Below are 18,224 nucleotides of genomic sequence, written 5' to 3'. Positions count from 1 at the left end.
CGCCTCAGCTGGTGGTCGCCGGTTTGGTCACCAGACGTCGAGCGTGGTGTATCCGTCTTGCAGGGCACGTGCCAGCAGGTGCGCTTTGGTCGGCGCGGACCGTCTGACGGCGCCGTACTTCGCGCGGATCCGCGAGATGTGGGTACTGACCGTCGACGCCGAGATGAACAGACGTGCCGCCGCATCCTCTTTCGACTCGGAGGCCAGCCACGCGAGCAGAACCTCGACTTCGCGCGAGGACAACGCGGGCCGAACCAGCGTGGGGTCGCCCGTGGCGAAGAACGGGGGCACGCCCGCGGGTCTGTGCTGTGCGGGGCTGCTGAGGGAGACGACCGGCGTCTGATTCGGTGCGATCATCGGCTCGACCTGAGTAAGGGGCTTGGGGGCAGCGGTCATGGGGGCAGCGGCCATAGGAGCAGCGGCCATAGGAGCAGCGGTCATGGGAGTCCTCCTGTGAGAAACCGACCAATGGGGTGAAACACCTACGTGCGGCATCCATCACGTCAGGCTCAAATACAACCGTACGAACACACGACAGCCCGCGGTAGACCCAGAGCTGGTGACACCGGTTATCTGAACACCGGGACTGGGGTCACTCACCCCGCGCGCGGTGCGGCATCGGCAACCACCCGTCTTCGACTGCGCGCTTGAACAGGTCGAGTTTGGTGTGGGTCGGCCGCCCGGCGTCGGCGTACTTCTGCCGGATGCGTTTGAGGTATTCGTTCACGGTGTCGGGAGCGACGCCGAGCTCCCTACCCACGCTCGTCGACGTGCCCCCGGACGCATAGAGAGTGAGCACCCGTTGCAGTTGCGGACTCAGGTCGACAGCGTCGAGATTGGGGTCGCCGTCCACGGCCGCGGCCCACTCGGTCGTGATGACGCCTTCGCCCGCCGCCGCGGCACGGACCGCGTCCAGGATCTCGTCCTCCGAGGCGGATTTCAGCACGACGCCGAGAGTGCCCGCGCGCGCCGCGGACCGCAACAGGTCCGGATGCTCGCCGGAGGTGTAGACGACGGTGCCTATCCCCCGCTGGGTGAGCCGCTCCACGTTCTCGCGCGGAGTGGTTCCGTCGTTGAGTCGGAGATCGAGGATGACGACATCGAGATCGGCGGCGGTCGTGAGGAGTTCGGTCACGGTGGCTGCCGCACAGACGAAATCAAGGTCGGCTTGAGGTTCCAGAATCCGGTCGATCCCCCACACCGGTGACGGATGGTCGTCGACCATCCCCACCCGTACTGCCGTTTGCGATTCCGTCATCACGACGTCCTTCTGCTGTTCGCCCCTGCTCCGACCACTTCATCGGAATCCTCTACCTAACGTAGTAGATACCTCGGACAATTCCTGCCTTCTCGAGTCCCCGACGGGCTTTCGTACTGCCCTCGTTCTCCTGCTCTACGCTGTCCCGATCGGTCCGTCGAATCGGCCACGAAGCCCGCCGGGCTCGCCTAGCGTCGACGACATGCCCGATTCGAGCCACCAGGTTCTCGGCACGCGAGTGTCGATGCCCGTCCATATCCGTTCCGCCCGATGCTTCGTCGCCGGGTTCACCGCGTCCGAGTCCGCAGTCCGGTCCGCCATCGCCTCGCGGGGCGACGTCGAACTGGCGCCATTGCGGGTCCGTCCCGGCCGCGCGATGTGCATGCTCGTGTTCGTCGATTACGTCGACGGCGATCTCGGCCCGTACAACGAGTTCGGGGTCTGCTTCCTCGTGCAGGACCCCGACCGTGCCGCGCCGTCGCCGCTGCGCGCGCTCGGTTCGTTGGTGAAGGGCGACGCACACGCACTCATCCACGAACTCCCGGTCGACGGCGAGTTCACGCTGGCCGCCGGCCGCGGGATCTGGGGTTTCCCCAAGGTGCTCGCCGACTTCGACGTCGACCACGATTCGGCGACGAAGACCGGTCGGGTGAGTCAGGAGGGCAAGCTCATCGTCGATCTGGCGGTCCGACGCGGGATCGGCGTCCCGGACAGTACGTCCGAAGCGGTGCTGCAGTCGTATGCGCAGTTGGACGCGGTAACCCGGCGCACCCCCTGGCGGTTGACGTCGACGACGGGCACTCGCACTCGAATCGGCGGAGCGACGCTGCGTCTCGGTGACCATCCGATGGCTGACGAACTGCGTCGACTCCAGTTGTCCCGGCACGCCCTGATGACGAGTTCGGTCGAGAACCTGTCGATGGTGTTCGAGGACGCCGTCGACATCGGCTGACCACCGGAGTCCACGGCGCGCCGGGCCGTCAGCGCGCCGGGCCGTCAGCGCGCCTGGGCGTCGCGGGCGAGGTCGGCCACGTAGGCGGCGAGGCCGGCGAGCGTCTGGCGGCCGCCCTCGATCGCACCGTGCTTGCGCACCGCCTCGTCGCGAAGCTCCTCGGTGGCGAACACCGCCCGCATCTCGACCCGAGTCGTCTGCCCGATCGGTTCGAAGGTCAACACCGACTCGAACGTGTTCGGGTCGTCGCTGTATTCGCCGTGCAGTATGGCGATCCGCTCCGGCGAGACGATCTCCGTCCACGTGATCCATTCGGGGTAGTCGGTCCCGTCAGGTCCGTGCATCACGAACTCCCACACTCCGCCTGCGCGGAATTCGAATGCCCGCGTAGTGGTCGTGAACCCGTGCGGCCCCCACCATCGCGATAGGTGACGCACCTGCGTGAACGCTTCGAACACCAGCTCTCGCGGTGCATCGATCACCCGGGAGATCACGATCTCGCGGCCGCCTGCGGACAGTGCCGCACCCGTGTCTGTCTCACTCATCGACTCGTCCTGCCTTCTTGTTGGGGTTGTTGCTGCCTTCTTGAGTTCGTGCTTCCTCTTTGAGTTCTTGCACGTAGTCGTCCAGCCGGTCGAAGCTCTGGTTCCAGAACTGCTCGAATCCACCGGCCCACTCGTGGACCGATCGCAGCCCGTGCGCATCGAGTGAGTAGAGACGCTGCTTGCCGTCCCTACGGTCCCGAACGAGGCCGACTTCACGGAGCACCCGCAGATGCTTGGACACTCCGGGTTGGGTGAGCCCCAGTTCCTCGGCGACCGCGGTCGCCGGACACTCCCCGCCCCGAAGCAGCATCAGAATGTCCCGACGCCGCACTTCGGCGATCGCGTTGAAAACGTCGGACGTCGTCGCTGCTCGAGCCATGCCAACAATATATTCCGATATGGGAAAGTATTCAAGACGAATGGACTCGCATGGTTAGCGACCTGCGAACCTTCCGCCAGAAGACCGTCATGTTAGGTTTACCTCACACGAGGAAAGGAATCTCATGACCGTCTCTCCCGCTTGGCGTCGCCCGCTCGTCGGCGTCGTCGCTCTCGCCGCAGGCGCCGCCATCGCATTGACTGGTTGCTCGTCAGACGACGACACCGCAGCAGACTCGACCGCGACGTCGTCGACGTCGGCCGAGCAGTCCGCTGAACTCGACAACGCGCAGGCCCAGACCATTCTGCGCACCGCGGTCGACCCGGCGACCCCCGAAGCGGACTTGGACGCGATCGTCGAGATCACGAACCCCGGCGTGAAGGCCGCTCTCGTCGGCTACGCCAAGGGTTCGTCGAAGGCCGGTTACACGCCGGACATCTACACCGTGAAGTCGGTGAAGGTCGACGGCGACAAGGCCACAGCCGCCGTTGCCGTGAAGTCGCCGCACGCGCCCGCCCCGGTCGACATGGACTTCGCGTACGTGAACGTCGACGGCACATGGAAGCTGTCGGCGACTGCTGTGCAGGACCTCGCCTCGCAGATGTCCGGTCACGGCCGCTAGAAGCACTCGGCCGCCAGAAGCGCTCGCCGGTCAGTCGACCGACACTCCAGAACGCCAGACGAGGACGCCGCTGCGACGCCCGGCGACCCGACGGATGATTCCGTCCGCGGTCACCACGGTGATCACCGCGACGTCCTCGCGGCCGCTCGGCAGGATCCGAGCGGTCACCACTCCCGAACTCGCCGCGGCCAATGTCGCGGCGAGTTCGGTGTGCAGCACCGTGGCGTCGTCGGCGGACAACTCCGTCCGACTGTCATCGAGGACCCGCACCGCGACGCCCGCACCGCGCGCCGCCGCCAACGACGTCTTCGTCTGCGCCGACCACCACCCGCGGCCGCGCACCGCGTCCCGCAGGTTGTGCTCCACCAGGCTCGCGCGCATCGCAGCCGCCTCGTCGAACTCCGCACCGTCGGCCACTCGCTGCAGGTAGGGGCGGACTTCGTCATCGAAACGCCGGAGTCGTTGAGCGCGTTCGGCCGCCGTCGCAACGGTCACGGCAGCCGACCGAGCCGCCTGGACTCGGCGCTCCTCCAACGCACCGGTCAACCGGAGCATCGGCCGCACCAGCGACGCCATCAGCGTGGCGGGCAGCAACGCCATCACCATGCGCACGGTGAGCTGGCCGCCTGCGACCGCGGTGCCACCGCGCTGCATCGACCAGATCACGGCGATCGCCAGAGCCGCGCCGCACACCGTCCACGCGGCGGCGGCACGCCCGCGCAACGTCAACAGTCCCGCGACGACGGCGAACACGACGAGCGGAGCGCCCGCCTGCACCCAGACGCCCGCGGCGAGCGGGGTGGCCCACCACGCCGCGGCGACGGACGCGACTCCGACGACGGCGACAGCGAGCGTGCTGCGCGACGGCAGCGGGTCCTCGTCGCCGAGGAGGACGCGGTGCGCGGCCACCGACAGTCCGAGCACGGCGACCGCCTCCAGCACCCACTGCGCCGGTGTCCTCGCGTCGCCGAACGCGGTGGCGCGCACCGCGACATAGACCACGAGCAGTCCGGTCACCGCCACGTGCAGCCGCCGGGTCCGCAGGCCGAGCATCACCGGCATGCCCACATCCGTCGTCATCTGCCCAGACCCCGTCTCCCCCGCCACACTCGGCCCCGTCCCGATCTGCCCCGTCCCGATCTGCCCCGTCCCGATCTTCGCTGTCACGCGGCGGGCAGTCATGAGCGCACCCATTCGAGGGAGACCATCGTTCCGTCGCTCGGCGAGGTACGGATGTCCGAACGGCCACCGGACAGTCCGGCCAGTCTGCCGGTGATCCCGACGGCGATCCCGGACCGGTCGGGGGCTATCGCGGCCAGGTCGAAACCGCACCCGTCGTCGACGATGCGCACCCGAATGCCCTCGGCGGCGATGTGTCCGACGACCGCCGTCGAGGCGTTCGGACCTGCGTGGGCGACGGCGTTCCCCACTGCTTCGTTCAGCGCGTCGCCCAGGATGTCCACGACGTCGTCGGGAAGGTCGACGGCATCGTCGGCGGCGTCGACCGCCACGAGCACGTCGTCGCCGAATGCGATCGCTGATTCGCGGAGTCGGACGACGGCGTCCGCGACGCTGGTCCGATGCCGCGCCGGGGCGTCCGCGACGATCCCGTCGAGCTCGTCCATGGCGATCTGCGCCTCGGCTCGACGGCGGTCGTCGGGACGTCCAGGAGTGATGTCGCGCAGCACTCCGATGACGCGGTCGCGGACGACGGCGTCCACTCGCCGACGTTCGGCTCCGCGAGCCGCCGCGGTCGCGGTCTCGACAGTCTCGGCGAGCACTGCGCCCCGGCTGCGATCGACGTTGCGCGCCATGTGCATCGCGGTGCCGAGCATGGTGAGGAACACCGCGAGCATGCCGAACGTCATCGCCTGATTGAGGTAGGCGTCCCACCCCTGTCCCCCGAAACCGATCCGCTGTTGGACCGCGGCGAGGAGGGCGAGGCCGCCGAGCGCGTAGGCGAGCGACCACCAGACGGGAAAGACGGTGGCCAACGCCAACGCCGGAAGCGCCACGTTGTTCGCCATCCAGATCGGCGGTGATCCCCCGACGTCCGACACGGCCCCCGACCACGCGGGGAACCAGAGGATGAGCATGACGACGTCGACGGCGGCGAGGAGCACGATCGTGGCCCGCAGGACGCCGATCCGCTGCGCGGCACGACCGGAGGAGGTCCCGCCCCAGAGGGCTCCGGCGAACAGGAGCACTGCGGCGACGACCACAGCAGCCACCGACACCGGTGTCCACCAGGATGCTGTCAGTTGCGCGCCTTTGCGCATCGGGATCACCGATACGCACGAGACGACGATCGTGCAGACGGCCACCGTGAGCGACGCGGCACGACGCATCCGGGACTCGTTCACGCTTCGACCGTCCGCACGACGAAGCCGTCGGCCCCCAGTTCGATCCGTCGCCGGATCGCTCCGGACACGACGACGACGGTCGCGACGGGATCCCGCCCCGCGGGCGCGATGCGGGCGACGACGTCGCCGCTCGTCAGCGTCGCCAGCTCGGATTCGAGCACCACTGCCGCCGCCTCGACCACGGCGGCCGAACGGTCCGGGCCGAGGGCGTCGAGTCCACCGTCGTCGAGGACCGCCACCGATACACCCCGACGTCGCGCATCCCAGACCGAGGCACGCACCCGTGGCACGTCCAACGCACGACCGCGGATGCCGTCGCGCAGCTTCGCTTCCATCAGTCGCGCATCGATGACGTCGTCGTCGGTCACCTCGTGCCCGTCCGCGATACGACTCAACAGCGGTCGGACGCGGTCGTCGATCCGCCGAATCCGGTCCTCGCGGTCGGCGGCGTCGTGGCGGCGGTCCTGCACGTCCTTGTCGTCGGCCCGCTGCCGACGCCCGAGGGCCCGCATCTCCGCCATCTGCGGGCCGAGTAAAACGGCGCCGCAGGTCCCGACGAACAGGATCGTCAGGCTCGCACGCGGCAGGACCGCGTTGAACCACCGTGCCGACTCGGTGAACGGGCCGAGGATCAGCCCGATTGTGATGTTCGAGGAGATCGCCGCCCACACCAAAGCAACGCGGCCTCGGAACATGAGGATCACCGCGACCACAGTGGCCGTGGCCAGCATCGGCTGGTAGGCGGCGAGACCGGGTGCGTGAGCATACGCGGCCGATCCCCATGTCGCGGCGACGCCACCGACGGTCAGGAGCGCGATCGCCCGCGCCTGGGCGTCGGTGAGCTCCGCGAATATCGTGATGCTCAGCGGGACCGCCGCGGCGACGAACAGCACGAACGCCGCACTCATGCCGATCCAGCTCACCGAGTCGAACCCGACCTCGATCCCACTGTGCACGGTGTATGCGCCAAGAGCGGCGAAGTAGATCACGACGACACCCAGGACGAGCATCCGCACGGCGGGCGGTCGCCCGAGCCGCTCACCGGCCGACGGGCTCACGGCCGCTCCCACCGCAGACGCACGCGGGTGCCGTGGCCGGGCGCGCTGAGTACGCTGCTCGACCCTCCGGGGACGGCAGCCATGCGACCGGTGATTCCGAACGAGACGCCGAGCCTGCCGGGTGGAGTCTCGTCCGGGTCATATCCGATGCCGTCGTCGGCGACGGTCACAGTGATCTCGTCGTCATGCACCACGGCGAGCACCACGCACGATGCCTCCGAGCCCGCGTGCCGGTGGAAGTTGCGGACGGCTTCGGCCGCCGAGTCCAGGAGCGCCGGGGTCGTGTCGTCGTGATAGCGGGCTGTCACCGACGCATCGACATCCGCACGGACGGCGACGTCGGCGCCCAGCCGCGCCACGGTGGTCCGAAGTCGTTGGACGAACTCTCGAGCGTCGACCGGAGCGTCCGCCTCGATCGGCTCATCCCACCAGTGGTCGAGTTCATGGAGGACCGCCGCTGCCGCGGACCTCGTCGCAGACGTCGGGTGCCCCGGCGGGAGGGCGAGCAGGAAGGCGATGATCCGGTCGTGGACGAGAGCGTCGGCGCGACGGCTCTCGATGTCGCGGATGTCCTCGCGTGCGAGGTCGCGAGCGGCCGCCACGGTCGCCGACCGGGTCTGATCGAGTCGACGGGCGAAGGCGACGCTGGTGGCGCCCATCGCCAGGTAGACCGCGCACCACGCGATCGACCACACCGACCGCAGGACCGTGTCCAGACCGTAGTCGCCCGCCGATGCGACGGCTTCGCTCAGCGCGCCGGCGACGATCAGGTTGGCGACCGCCAGGAAGGGTCGTTCGGCGAGGACCAGCGCCAGACACGCCAGCGCGGGAATGATCGTGAACCAGACGATAATCGTCGGGTCGGCGTCGCCGCTCCGAGTGGACGTCCCGTTCCATGCGACGAACCACAACGTCATGAGGACCAGGTACGCGATCGCGGCGGCGGCGGCGACGGGCAGGAGACGGTCAAGTCGGCCGCTGACTCCCACCCAGAACAGGCCGAGTCCGCTCGCCACCACGACGACCATGCTCAGCGGGAGCCACCACGATGCGGCGAGACCGCCGAACCTGGCGAACGAACTGGTGGCCGCGATCAGGTAGACGAAGTATGCGGCGCCGACGATCGCCGATCCGACCGCCTGGAGTGTCTGCAGGGACGAGCGGCCTGTCTCGGCACCGCTCACGACGGTAGCGAGCCGACGTACGAGAGGCATGTTCGGCTGATCGGTGAACACTCGCGGCGCGCTCCTCTCGATTCGGCACCTCATAATCGCATGAGGGGCTGCGCCGCAGAAACGAATCGGTCCGCCGGTCTGAATCAGACCGGCGGACCGAGGCGAAGTCAGTGCAGGGTGTGCGAGTCAGCCGACCGATCGCAGGGTCGGCGCCGCAGTCACAGCAGGTGCGGCGGCGACATCGCGGCCGAGCCAGCGAATCATCTGGTCGACGACGCGGGCGCGCTCTGCGGGTTCGAGGTCGACGAGGCTCGGCGCGGTATGAAGCAGCGCACCGGTGAGAGCGCTTTCGAGGGACATCCCGTGCGTCCCGACGATGCGTCGGTAGTCGTTGATCGCTGCTTCCAGAGCGCCGAAGGTCACGGCGTCGCCGCTATGTCGGACCGCAACCATCCAGCTGCCGGCCTCCGACCGGTCTGCCACATGCATGCAGAGATCGGCGATCCACCGATCGCGAATGCCTTGATTGGTCGTGCTCATCGCCCGATCCCTCCGTCTCACGGTGTCCCCAAAACGCCGTCACTGCCGGTAAGACGCTGTATGTCTTGCCCCTACGTCAGCGTAACTTAGGGATGACTCACCCGCTAGACTTCACTGCACACGACCAGCAAACTTGTTCATTCGATCAACTGAATCGCACGCGTTCCAGATTCTGCGACCTGGGACTATCAAAATTTTTGTCATTCGAACATGCAAATCTGTTATGGGATCGTTACGTGAAAACGGTCCGCCGAGCTCGCAGGCACTATTCGGACTTGTCGGCTTCCATCGCGTCGATGAGACTCTGCGGACGCAGATCGGTCCAGTTCTTCTCGACGTACTCCAAGCAGGCGGCGCGCGAATCCTCGCCGAACACCTTGGTCCAGCCTGCCGGTATATCGGCGAACGTCGGCCACAGCGAATGCTGGTTCTCCTCGTTCACGAGCACGTAGAAGCGGCCGTCTTCATCATCGAACGGGTTGGTCATTTCTGTCCTTTCTCCATGCACGCATTCGTGCACAATTCTCCAGTAGGTTACCGCCGCGGCGCGTCATGCACCCGCGGTGTCGCGCTCGCTCGCCGACGCGGACGCGCCGTCATCTCAGCCGGTGCAACGCAGCCTCGATCACCGGTCCGATCACCGCCAACGAGTCCTCGTCGGCCATCCCGAGATGGTGTGTGTCCACGTCGGTGCCGAGGACTCGTCCGGAGACGAACGGCCGCCACCGCGCGGCCAGGTCCGTCCCTTCCGGCTTGTCACGTACCGCAGTGAACAGGTGCAATGGCCCGTCGAACACGTCGGCCCGGTGCGTCGGAGTCATCGCATCTGAGCGCACGAAACTGTCCATCACCCGCTGCACCTGGTCCTCCGTCAACAGCCCGGTGCGGACGATCGACGTCCGCACCACGTCCGCGACGTCGTCTGCCCCCGCCGCCGAGGACTCCTCCGGAAGGTTGAACAGTTCGCGCCAACCGCCCAGCAGGTCGCCGACGACGTCCTGCGCCGACGTCTCAGACGCCTGGGCCGCGTGGTGATGGGCGGGCAGGTCATCGTCGCCCGCGGGCGCAGCATCCATCACCGCGAGGAAGTCGACCGTCTCGCCGCGGCCCTGGAGCTCGACTGCCATCGCGTGCGCGACGAGGCCGCCGAGCGACCAGCCCAGCAGGTGGTAGGGGCCGGTCGGCGACACGCGCCGGATCTCGTCGACATAGCGTTTCGCCAGGTCGGTGATCGAGGCCAGTTCCGGTTCGCCCGCGACCACCGCCGGATCCTGCAGCCCGTAGATGGGGCGGTCGGCGAGGTGCGGCGCCAGCCCGCCGTAGAACCACGCCAGGCCGCCTGCCGGATGGACACAGAACAACGGCGGTCGGCGGCCTTCGGTCCGCAGGCCGAGGAGCACCGACGCACCGGCGTCGACACCTCGCTGCTGCGCGTCGATCCGCGCCGCGAGCCCGCGGACGGTCGGGTCGTCGAACAGCCAGCCCAGCTGCGCGTCTGGGTCGAGTCGTTCGCGCACGGCGGCAAGCACCCTGGTGGCAGACAATGAGTTGCCGCCCAAACTGAAGAAGCTCGCCGTGGCCGACGTCTTCTCGATGCCGAGCACGTCGGCGAAGATGTCGGCGAGAATCGTCTCCGCGTCGCCGTCGGGTTCGACATACTCCTCGTCCGCCGCGGCGAAGTCGGGTGGCGGCAGCGCCTTGCGGTCGATCTTGCCCGCCGTGTTCAACACGATCTCGTCGATCACCGTCCAGACGGTCGGGCGCATGTACTCCGGCAACGAGTGAGCGGTCTGCGCGCGAACGTCGTCGAGGTCGACGTCCTGGCCCGGCACACCGGCGAGATAGGCGACGAGATGGTCGCCGCCACCGGGTGCCGTCGCCACCGTCGCGGCCGCGTGCATCACCGAGTCGATACCGTTGAGCACCGCTTCGATCTCACCGAGTTCGATGCGTTGGCCGCGGAGCTTCACTTGGAAGTCGGTGCGACCCAAGTACTCCAGGGCTCCACCCGCACCGTGTCGCACGAGGTCGCCGGTCCGGTACAGGCGCGAGCCTGGCATCCCGAACGGGTCGGCGACGAAACGCTCAGCTGTCAGTTCGGAACGGTCCGCGTATCCCCGCGCCACTTGGACGCCGCCGACGTACAGCTCGCCGGGTGTGCCGAGCGGGACGGGTCGGAGTCGGTCGTCGAGCACGTACGCGGTGGAGTTCCACACCGGGACGCCGATCGGGACGGTGCTGTCGTCGGCGTGCGCCGACACCACGTTCGCGAAGGTGATCTCCACTGCGGCTTCGGTCGGGCCGTACAGGTTGTAGAGCTCGGCGTGAGCAAGCGCGGACCGAGTCTGCGCGGCGACCGACGGGGGCAACGCCTCACCCGTCGTCGATACGTACTTGATGCTCGTGAGCGCGCGAACGCGTTCGGTGCCTGCGATGTCGAGGAACACGGCGAGCATGGACGGAACGAAGTGCACCATCGTCACGCCGGTCTCGGTGATGACGTCGCAGAGGTACATTGGGTCGAGATGCCCGTCGGCCTTCGCGACCACCATGCGGGCGCCGACCATGAGCGGCGCGAAGATCTCCGGGACCGAGCAGTCGAACGTGTACGGCGTCTTAAGCAGCACGGCGTCGGTGCGATCGAGAGGCATCTCGTCGAGTCCCCACCACAGCCGGTTGACGACCGCCCGGTGCGACAGAGTGACGCCCTTGGGGCGGCCCGTCGATCCGGACGTGAAAAGGGTGTACGCGGCGTTGTCGGTCCGCAGCGGCGAGATCCGGTCGCCATCGGTGACCGGGAGCGTCCGCGGGTCGCCGCGATCGACTGCGCTGTGCGCGTCGACCGACACGATCCGCACAGTGGAGCCGAGTTCGGCGATAGCGGGACTGACGTCGGCGTGCGCCGACACCAGCACGGTGTCCGCACCGGACGTGGCGAGCATGTAGTCGACACGCTCACTCGGCGCGTCGGTGTCGATCGGTACGTACGCGCCGCCTGCGGCACCGACCGCATGGATCGCCAGCACCATCTCCACCGTGCGCGGCATGCAGACGGCGACCGCCCGATCGGGTCCGACTCCCGCGTCGATCAGGTCGCGGGCCAGCGCGCTCACCCGTGCACCGAACTCCGCATAGTCGATGCTCCGCCCCTCGTACACGATGGCGGTCGCTGCGGGCGACGCCTCGATCTGCGAGTACAGCAGGTCCGGCAGGACGGACGGCGCCACGTCGTGGGAGGCTCCGACGGCCAGTCGGTCGGTCTCGCGCCGTTCATCGTCGGTCCGCAAGTCGACGTCGCCGACCGCTCGGTCCGGTGTCGCCGTCAGGTCGTCGAGCATTCGCACCAGGCGGTCGGCGAACGCGACGACCGTGGACTCGTCGAACAGGTCGGTCGCGTAAATGATCGAGCCGGCCCAGTCCTCGCCGTCGCCCGCGGTCCAGACACCGACGGTCAGGTCGACCTGTGCGACGGGAGCGCCCGGGTCGATCGGGGTCACCGTCAGCCCGGCGACGTCGAGGGAGCGAGTCCGTTCGACATCTGCCCCGCTGTCCTGGTCGAACGAGAGCTGCACCTGCATGAGCGGCGCGAACGCCTGCGACCGAGCCGGGTCCAGGCGCTCGACCAGGTATTCGAACGGGACGTCGGCGTTTGCCAGCGCGTCCAGTCCCACGCCTCGTGCTTGTCGCACCAGTTCGGTGAAGCTCATCGAACTCCGCACCTGAGTCCGCAAGACGAGCGTGTTCACGAACATGCCGATCATATCGTCGAGGACGGCCTGCCCACGGCCGCCGACATGTGTTCCGACGGCGACGTCGTCGACGGCCGCCAGGCGAGCGATCACCGCGGCGAGACCTGCGTGCACCACCATGAACGGTGTCGCATCGACACGCGCGGCGAACGTTTTGATTCGGGCCGCTACGTCTGCGGGAACGGTGAACTCGGCTTTCGCGCCCGCCATCGTCGCGACCGCAGGGCGCGGCCGGTCGGTCGGCAGGTCGAGGACATCCGGCAGTCCGGTCAACTGCGGGCCCCAGTAGTCGAGCTGTCGTCCGACCACCGAATCCGTGTCGTCGACGGAACCGAGTTCACGGTGCTGCCAGAGGGCGAAGTCGGCGAACTCGATCGGTCGAGGCTCCCACGCCGGCGGCGAGCCCGCGGCCCGGGCGCGGTAGGCGGTCACCACGTCGCGTAGCAGCGGCGCGAGCGACTGTCCGTCGCCCGCGATGTGGTGCAGCACCAGCAGGAGCGCCGTCCGGTCGCCTTGATGCATGAGACGCGCTCGGATCGGAAGGGCGGTTCGGACGTCGAACCCGGCGTGCACCGCGGCGAGCACATCGTCGAGACGGTCGACGACCGCGACGTCGAGCAGGTCGGTCAGCCGACTGATCGGCGTGATCACCTGCTGCCCGTTCCCGGTCGGGCCGGTGGCGAACATCGTGCGCAGCACCTCGTGGCGGGCGAGGACATCGGTCAGCGCGGCACGGAACGTGTCGTCGTCGAGGTCGCCGTCGATCCACACCGCGAGCGGAATGTTGTACGCGGCGGAGTCGGGTTCGAGCTGGTTGATGAACCACATCCGCTGTTGCGCGAACGACAGCGGGATGTGGGCCGGTCGCGGGACCACCGCGGTGATCGGCGCGGCGGCACGCGCGCGGCCGGCGACCGCCGCGACGAGTTCCCGCACGGTCGGCGCATCGAACACGTCGCGAACACTCACCTCGGTGTCGAGGGCTTCGGCTGCCCTCGCGGCGAGTCGGGTGGCGGCGAGCGAGTTGCCGCCGAGGTCGAAGAACGATTCGACGACGCTCACCAGGTCCTGGCCGAGGAGGTCGCCGAAGACCGATGCGACCCGGGCCTCGGCGTCGCCGACGGGCGCCACGTATTCGGTGCTCCCGAATTCCGGCCGCGGTAGTGAGCGACGGTCGACCTTTCCGGAGGCGCCCAACGGCATCGTCGCGAGCCGGACCCACGTGGTCGGTCGCATGTAGTCGGGCAGCCGCTCGGCGAGCGTCGCGGCGACGTCGGCCTCGTCGACGGTGTCCGGGGCGAGGTATCCGACGAGTTGCGGCCCGCCCGGAGCCTCTACGACGGCGGCCGCCGCGTGGACCACGCCGGGCACGGCCGCGAGGGCCGCCTCCACCTCGCCGATCTCCAGGCGCTGGCCGCGCAATTTCACCTGGAAGTCGACGCGGCCGAGGTATTCGATCTCGCCGCGGGCGTTCCAGCGGACCCGGTCGCCGGTCCGATACAGTCGCCCGCCTGCCACGTCGAACGGGTCCGCGACGAAACGTTCGGCGGTGAGGTCGGGGCGGGACGCGTAACCGCGGGCCACCTGGGGGCCACCGAGATACAGTTCGCCCGGCACCCCGACGGGCACCACTCCGAGCGCGTCGTCGAGTACGTAGGTCGTCACTCCGGGCAGCGCGCTCCCGATCGGCACCGTCGGACGATCGCCGACGATGTGGTGGGAGGTGACGTCGACTGCCGTCTCAGTCGGCCCGTACTGATTCTCCAATCGCACCGCGGGCAGCGACCGACGTACCCGAGACACGAGTTCCGCGGCGAGCGCCTCGCCGCCGGACGTGATCCGGCGCAGTGACGTGAGGGTGCTGACGCGGTCGCCGAGGACGTCACAGAACGCGGCGAGCATCGGCGGGACGAAGAAGGCGACAGTGACGCCCGTCCGACCGATCACGTGCTCGAGGGCCGTCGGGTCGCCGTGCGCGCCCGGCGCTGCCACCACGAGCGTCGCCCCGATCGCGATGGTCCCGAAGATCTCGACGACCGATATGTCGAACGTGATCGGCGCCTTGTGGAGGACGACGTCGCTGGTCGTCAACTTCCCCAGCGACGCTTCCGCCGCCAGCCGGTTGGTGATCGCCGCGTGCGAGACGGTCACGCCCTTGGGGCGGCCTGTCGATCCCGACGTGAACAGGGTGTAGGCGGCGGTGTCCGGACGGATCGGCCCCGACCGCTCCTCGTCCCGGACCGGTGCGGCGGCCTCCGCCGGCGATGAGCAGTCCACGACGACCACCGGTGCGAGACCGCGATAGCGTTCGCGCACCGATTGCGGATCACCGGAGGTCAGCACCAGCGCGACGCCCGCGGTCGCGACCATGTACCGGCAGCGGTCGTCGGGCAGGTCGGTGGTCATCGGCACGAACTGCCCTCCCGCCGCCGACACCGCGTGCAGTGCGACGATGAGCTCCACGGAGCGGTCCATCTGGACGCCGACAGCCACCTCGGGTCCGACGCCCGCATCGATGAGTGTGCGGGCCAGCGTCGACACCCGATCGACGAACTCGCCGTACGACACGGTGCGCTCGCCGAACACGATCGCCGCGCGGTCGGTCGGCACGATCGGCGCGACCATTCCCGGAACCGGCTGCGACGTCTCCTCGCGTACTCGATCAGTCACGCTGATCCACCTCCTGTACTCGGGTGTTCTCCTGGACTCGGGTGTTCAGAGCGGGCAATGTGCGCGCCGAACCGGTCGGCTCCGGTCCCCGCGACCACCGCAGTACCTGATCGCGTTCGGCGCGTGTCATCAACGGCACCGCCGAGATCAGCGTGTCCGGGTTCGTGGCGAACTCGTCGAGCATCGTGATGAAGCGGTCGCCGAACACTGTCGCGGTCGCTTCGTCGAACAGGTCGGTCGCATACACGATCCGGACCGCCCAGTCGCCGCCCCGGTTCGCCTCGACCGTCACCGACAGGTCGTAGTTCGCGGGCACGACCGGCGGTTGCACGGCCGACACCGACAGGCCTGCCACATCGGGCGCATCGCCCGACGCGGTGGTATCGGTGAGGCTCACGATCACCTGCGCGAGCGCCGCGAACGCCTCGGACCGGGTGGGCTGCACCCGCTCCACGACAGACTCGAACGGTGCGTCAGCGTGGTCGAACGCCTCCACGTCGGTGTCACGGACGTCGGCGAGCAGGTCCGCGAACCGTGTCCGCGGCCGGATCGGCGTCCGCAGGATCAGGGTGTTGACGAACATGCCGACCAACGGCTCGATCTCACTCTGCCCGCGACCGGCGATCGGGGTCGCGACCGCGACGTCGTCGGTCGCGGCCAGCCGCGACACCAGCACGGCGAGCGCCGCGTGGACGACCATGAAGGGTGTGACCCCGGACTCGGCGGCGACCGCGTCGACCCGGGCGCCGGTCGTCCGGTCGATCGGCAGCTGCACCATCGCACCGCGGTGCGACGCGACCGGCGGCCGCGGCCGGTCGGCCGACAGATCGATCACGTCCGGCGACGCCGCGAGACGCTCGGCCCAATAGTTGAGTTGGCCGCCGATCACCGAATCCGGGTCGTCAGGCGTGCCGAGTGTCTCGCGCTGCCAGATCGCGTAGTCGGCGAACTGCACCGGAAGCGGCGGGAAGGCCGGGGCCTGCCCGGCCTGCCGCGCGAGGTAGGCGGTGACGATATCGGAGATGAGCGGGCGCATCGACTCGCCGTCGCCGATCAGGTGATGCAACACCGCGAACAGAATGTGCTCGTCGGGACCCGCCTGGAGCAGACGGACCCGGAACGGCACCTGCGCCGCCACGTCGAAACCCGTGGCTGCGGCCTCTTCGACGGCGGCCATCGTGTCGACGACCTGCCAGTCCGGGGTGGCCGTCGGCGTACCAGCGTCGTGGACCAGTTGGTGCGGCTCGCCCGCCGACTGCCCGAATGTGGTCCGGAGGATCTCGTGGCGTGCCACCACGTCGTAGACCGCGCGGCGCATCGCGTCCGCGTCGAGGTCCCCGTGCAGGCGCACCCCGATCGGGATGTTGTACGCAGCGGTGCCGGGAGCGAACTGTTCGATGAACCAGATCCGCTGCTGGGCGAACGAGAGCGGGACGACGTCGGGGCGCGGCGACACCGCACGCACGGACCCGAGTGCCGGGCGGGCGTCTGCGGCGTCGATCACCGAGGCGAGTGCCGCCACGGTGTCCGCGCCGAACACGTCGCGCACCGACACCGCGGCGCCGGTCCGGTCGGACAGCTGGGCCGCATATCGCGCGGCCGACAGCGAGTCGCCGCCGAGTTCGAAGAAGCTCGCGTCGACGGACACCGCGTCGGGCTCGACGCCCAAGACTGCGGCCGCAACCTCGACGACGGCGACTTCGGTCGGGCTTGTCGGCGCCGCGAACTCGCCGGTCTCGACGACCGGCTCGGGCAGCGCCCGCTTGTCGAGTTTCCCGACGGGCGTCAACGGCAATGCGTCGAGCACAGTGACCGATCCGGGAACCATGTGCGCGGGCAGTGCTCGACTCGCGAACGCGCGCAGCTCGCCCGGATCGACTGTGCCGTCGAGCACCACGTAGGCGGCGAGCGACGTGGCGACGGATCCGCCCACGCCGACGACGACAGCCGACGCGACCGCCGGATGTCCGGCGAGTACCGCCTCGATCTCACCGAGTTCGATGCGGAGCCCACGGAGCTTGACCTGCTCGTCGGACCGGCCCGTGTACTCGAGGGTCAGCGTTCCGTGACGATCGGTCGCCCACCGCACCACGTCGCCGGTCCGGTACATGCGGGCGCCTGCCGTGCCGTACGGGTCGGCGACGAACCGTTCTGAGGTCAGGCCGGGCTTGCCCGCGTACCCGCGCGAGAGCGCGTTGCCGACGACGTACAGTTCGCCCGGTATGCCGACCGGGACCGGCCGAAGCCGGTCGTCGAGCACCATCAGATCGACTCCGACGATCGGGCCGCCGAGGTGGACCGGCTCGCCGACCTGCAACGTCGCGCTGATCGTGATGCCGATGGTCGTCTCGGTGGGACCGTACAGGTTATGCAGGTCGACGGCCGACGACCATTGGTCGACCACGGCCTGCGGCACCGCTTCACCGCCTGCGGCGACCGACGACAGACTCGGCACCCGGGCCGGATCGAGTGTCGCGAGCACCGACGGCGTCAGGAACGTGTGGGTCACACCGTGCCGAGCGATGAAGGCTTCGAGCGCGACGCCGCCGACCGCGTCGGACGGACGGTACGCGATGGTGCCCGCGTTGACCGTCGCCAGTAGGTATTCGAGCACCGAGGCGTCGAAGCTCGGCGACGCGAAGCCGAGCACGACCGGAGCCTGCTCGGCATGCAGGCGCACCGACTCCTGGCGGGCGAAGTTCGCCAGGCCCGAGTGGGTCACCGCCACCCCCTTGGGGCGTCCCGTCGAACCCGACGTGTAGATCATGTACGCCAGGTTCTCCGGCGTGATCGGAGCGAGTCGTTCGACCGAGCCGATCGGCGCGGGCGACCGACTCGCGACGTCTGCGGCTACGTCATGATCGTCGAGACGCACCCATTCGAGCGCGTCTGGCGACGACAGTCCCGAGTCGA

14 protein-coding genes (1 of these 14 running past the window's edge) are annotated in these 18,224 nt (G+C 68.8%); 2 read left to right on the top strand and 12 right to left on the bottom strand.

Features of this window, described 5'->3' with window-relative positions; all coding sequences use genetic code 11:
• Positions 1-27: 27 nt before the first annotated feature.
• Together L5G33_RS00705 and L5G33_RS00700 are read right to left on the bottom strand one after the other, a co-directional pair.
• Positions 28-441, bottom strand: coding sequence for a response regulator transcription factor (locus tag L5G33_RS00705; RefSeq protein ID WP_236996222.1), 414 nt, complete (start codon positions 439-441; stop codon positions 28-30).
• A gap of 151 nt (positions 442-592) precedes the next feature.
• Positions 593-1,258 carry a response regulator gene (locus L5G33_RS00700; RefSeq protein WP_236996221.1) on the bottom strand — a complete coding sequence of 222 codons (666 nt, stop codon included), beginning with the start codon at positions 1,256-1,258 and terminating at the stop codon, positions 593-595.
• 202 nt (positions 1,259-1,460) lie between these two features.
• On the opposite strand from L5G33_RS00700, the gene L5G33_RS00695 reads away from it, so the two are divergent.
• The gene (locus L5G33_RS00695; protein ID WP_236996220.1) at positions 1,461-2,210 is read left to right on the top strand and encodes an acetoacetate decarboxylase family protein; all 750 of its coding nucleotides are present in this window, start codon (positions 1,461-1,463) and stop codon (positions 2,208-2,210) included.
• Between the two features lie 44 nt (positions 2,211-2,254).
• On the opposite strand, the gene L5G33_RS00690 is transcribed toward L5G33_RS00695, so the two are convergent.
• Positions 2,255-2,755 (bottom strand): SRPBCC family protein, encoded by a 501-nt coding sequence (locus tag L5G33_RS00690; protein WP_236996219.1) that lies wholly within the window; start codon positions 2,753-2,755, stop codon positions 2,255-2,257.
• Positions 2,748-3,134, bottom strand: a complete 387-nt coding sequence (locus L5G33_RS00685) for an ArsR/SmtB family transcription factor (protein ID WP_236996218.1) — start codon at positions 3,132-3,134, stop codon at positions 2,748-2,750. Before L5G33_RS00685 ends, L5G33_RS00690 begins: the two co-directional genes overlap by 8 nt.
• Before the next feature lie 124 nt (positions 3,135-3,258).
• Here L5G33_RS00685 and L5G33_RS00680 point away from each other — a divergent pair, with 124 nt between their 5' ends.
• A complete protein-coding gene (locus L5G33_RS00680) occupies positions 3,259-3,756 on the top strand; it encodes an MTB12 C-terminal domain-containing protein (protein WP_236996217.1) in 498 nt (165 codons plus the stop codon).
• Positions 3,757-3,786: 30 nt separating this feature from the next.
• On the opposite strand, the gene L5G33_RS00675 is transcribed toward L5G33_RS00680, so the two are convergent.
• The 8 genes from L5G33_RS00675 to L5G33_RS00640 form a co-directional block, all read right to left on the bottom strand.
• Positions 3,787-4,938, bottom strand: coding sequence for a DUF8320 family protein (locus L5G33_RS00675; protein WP_236996216.1), 1,152 nt, complete (start codon positions 4,936-4,938; stop codon positions 3,787-3,789).
• Positions 4,935-6,119, bottom strand: a complete 1,185-nt coding sequence (locus L5G33_RS00670; RefSeq protein ID WP_236996215.1) for a sensor histidine kinase — start codon at positions 6,117-6,119, stop codon at positions 4,935-4,937. Before L5G33_RS00670 ends, L5G33_RS00675 begins: the two co-directional genes overlap by 4 nt.
• Entirely contained in the window at positions 6,116-7,177 is a 1,062-nt protein-coding gene (locus L5G33_RS00665; RefSeq protein ID WP_236996214.1) for a hypothetical protein, read from the bottom strand. The genes L5G33_RS00670 and L5G33_RS00665 overlap by 4 nt, the downstream gene beginning before the upstream one ends.
• Complete coding sequence (locus L5G33_RS00660; protein WP_236996213.1) at positions 7,174-8,412, bottom strand: sensor histidine kinase; 1,239 nt, start codon at positions 8,410-8,412, stop codon at positions 7,174-7,176. The genes L5G33_RS00665 and L5G33_RS00660 overlap by 4 nt, the downstream gene beginning before the upstream one ends.
• A 126-nt stretch (positions 8,413-8,538) precedes the next feature.
• Entirely contained in the window at positions 8,539-8,892 is a 354-nt protein-coding gene (locus tag L5G33_RS00655) for a hypothetical protein (RefSeq protein WP_236996212.1), read from the bottom strand.
• Between the two features lie 265 nt (positions 8,893-9,157).
• Complete coding sequence (locus L5G33_RS00650) at positions 9,158-9,379, bottom strand: MbtH family protein (protein ID WP_236996211.1); 222 nt, start codon at positions 9,377-9,379, stop codon at positions 9,158-9,160.
• 109 nt (positions 9,380-9,488) lie between these two features.
• Positions 9,489-15,311, bottom strand: a complete 5,823-nt coding sequence (locus tag L5G33_RS00645; protein WP_236996210.1) for a non-ribosomal peptide synthetase — start codon at positions 15,309-15,311, stop codon at positions 9,489-9,491.
• Positions 15,304-18,224, bottom strand: partial view of a non-ribosomal peptide synthase/polyketide synthase gene (locus L5G33_RS00640; protein ID WP_236996209.1) — the 3' end only. Its footprint extends 22,762 nt past the window's final position; the window shows 2,921 of its 25,683 coding nt (coding positions 22,763-25,683); the start codon falls outside the window, past its right edge — the gene reads right to left on this strand; it ends in the stop codon at positions 15,304-15,306. Before L5G33_RS00640 ends, L5G33_RS00645 begins: the two co-directional genes overlap by 8 nt.

Origin of the sequence: Gordonia liuliyuniae (assembly GCF_021738805.1) — a bacterium.
GTDB lineage: Bacteria > Actinomycetota > Actinomycetes > Mycobacteriales > Mycobacteriaceae > Gordonia > Gordonia liuliyuniae.
This window is presented reverse-complemented; position numbering and strand designations above follow the sequence as displayed.

Bases quoted from the DNA above. Each gene is read 5' to 3' on its own strand.
- L5G33_RS00695 (WP_236996220.1), top strand. From the start codon at position 1,461: ATGCCCGATTCGAGCCACCAGGTTCTCGGCACGCGAGTGTCGATGCCC.
- L5G33_RS00705 (WP_236996222.1), bottom strand. From the start codon at position 441: ATGACCGCTGCTCCTATGGCCGCTGCTCCTATGGCCGCTGCCCCCATG.
- L5G33_RS00685 (WP_236996218.1), bottom strand. From the start codon at position 3,134: ATGGCTCGAGCAGCGACGACGTCCGACGTTTTCAACGCGATCGCCGAA.
- L5G33_RS00650 (WP_236996211.1), bottom strand. From the start codon at position 9,379: ATGACCAACCCGTTCGATGATGAAGACGGCCGCTTCTACGTGCTCGTG.
- L5G33_RS00700 (WP_236996221.1), bottom strand. From the start codon at position 1,258: ATGACGGAATCGCAAACGGCAGTACGGGTGGGGATGGTCGACGACCAT.
- L5G33_RS00655 (WP_236996212.1), bottom strand. From the start codon at position 8,892: ATGAGCACGACCAATCAAGGCATTCGCGATCGGTGGATCGCCGATCTC.
- L5G33_RS00690 (WP_236996219.1), bottom strand. From the start codon at position 2,755: ATGAGTGAGACAGACACGGGTGCGGCACTGTCCGCAGGCGGCCGCGAG.
- L5G33_RS00675 (WP_236996216.1), bottom strand. From the start codon at position 4,938: ATGACTGCCCGCCGCGTGACAGCGAAGATCGGGACGGGGCAGATCGGG.
- L5G33_RS00680 (WP_236996217.1), top strand. From the start codon at position 3,259: ATGACCGTCTCTCCCGCTTGGCGTCGCCCGCTCGTCGGCGTCGTCGCT.